1 pseudogene is annotated in these 1,803 nt (G+C 58.8%); it reads left to right on the top strand.

Going from position 1 to position 1,803, the window contains the following annotated elements:
• Positions 1-418: 418 nt before the first annotated feature.
• Positions 419-1,803 (top strand): annotated as a pseudogene (locus AC5ZGW_RS46090) (hypothetical protein); the annotation flags it as partial.

The following is a 1,803-nucleotide window of genomic DNA, read 5'->3' as shown; positions in this document are numbered from 1 at the left end:
GCGAGAAATTGGAAGACCGAGTCCGCACCCAGCTCGCCGACATCGGCAACAGACCAGCTTTGGTGCGTTCCTTCTTCTTCAAGCATCCAGATGTCGCCTATATTTCTGACCTATGAGTAAGACTTCCGCCACATGTCAAGCGCTGTGACAAGCTCGCCAGAAACTTCCTCGCTGGGCTCTCATTGCCGCACCTGCAATCTGGTGGCTCAATTGACCCCGGACCTTGGCCCCAATCCAATGGACGACGATCTGGTGGGCCGGAAAAATCTCAAACTGAGGCACGACGGATTTTGAAAGTCTTCGGATTGCGAGCTTTGGGGGCGCCGCTGGCAGCGCCGGTTCCACGACGTCAGCCTCTCGTCAGGTTGCGACAGTAGCCTGCTGTCTCATTGCTGAAGTCCAGTCGAACGAGGTCGCGATGGATCCGAACAGATTCAATATTTTCAGTCCCCGACTGGCAACGTGGGTATCACCCCGCCTTGGCGAAGCAACAGTCAGGTCAGGGGGGCAAGCGGACGAGGCTGGGCATCCGAGCTTTGAGCAACGCTTGGATGAGGTGCAACAAGCCGATGCCGCTCCCGTCCCAGCGGCGCCCGCGCGTCGAGATCGATACACCCCCCATCTGTCTAATGAAGACGCCTCCATCATCGACAACGCCATTCGGTCGGCGGGTGAACGCCGGGGACTGCGCGCGGCAACGGTCGGTGGTTATGTAACGGTTCTTCGTGGTCTTGGAGATGATCTCGCACGTAATGGGCAATCGATTTCTGCGCTCGATCACAATTCGCTGGTAGCCCACGCCAATAAATTCGGCAACCGGAAAATTATTACTGGCTTGCGTTATCTTCGGGAGTATCTTGAACCCGGTGGTACGTCAGGCCGTTCCCAGCGTGGGCGGCAACGGAGTATTCCAGCCGAAGACCAAGCCCTCATCGAGGGCGCAGCTCGTAGCAGCAGGCGACCCGCAGCGGCCGTTGTGATCTATAGCGGCAGCCTTCGCATATTTTCTGAAGCGCTCAACCGCGAGGGCCACGCAATCGCCAGGCTAGATCACGAGTCACGCATCAAGCGCGCTAAAGAGTTGCGTCCGAACGACACAACCCTCGGGCCCGCGTTGAAGATGATTGACGAGTTTCAGCGCGCGGAGCGCGCATCCGGCGCAAGTAGCTCATGGCATCTGGGTCGTTATCCCGAAGACGCCGCCCTCATAGATGGCGCGCTCGACCAGGCCTTGAAAAATCTTGAGCCAAGGAAGTCTGCCCAGGAGCGGGCTGCACGTCTTCATACCCTGGGTGCGTGGCTTAAAGAAAATGGCAGGGAGAGCATGGCTGGCCGACTTAACCGCTCCAACAAGGAGGAATTTACGCTGCGCGACGATGTGCTTGCATTCAAACTGACTGAAGGCAGGCTATATGATCTTGATTTGGCGCACCTTCGGAATTACTTAAAACTCGTCGAGGCGAACCATGCTCTAGGGCCAGAAGCCCGCGAGCAGCCGGCTTTGCCGTCCGGGCTGGGCGCTGGGCGGCCCAGCCCGTCGCAGGCGCTTCCCGCAACCCCAGCCACCCCGAGCGAGGGAGCTTGGGCTTTGTTGAGGAAGGAGATGCAAGAACCAGCGTCACCGTCAACTGCCAGGGCTCGCTCAGACACTTACGCCGGCCTTGAGCCGTTTGTTGACCTGAATGCGCCGACGCCATCCGAATTGCGCGACGATGCTCACTTTGCGCCAGCGCACCTGGCCGGAGCTCGTTCAAATACCTACGCGGGTCTGGACTCTTTCGTTGACCTGAATGCGCCGACGCC

Source organism: Bradyrhizobium sp. Crot121 (assembly GCF_059512385.1).
This window is presented reverse-complemented; position numbering and strand designations above follow the sequence as displayed.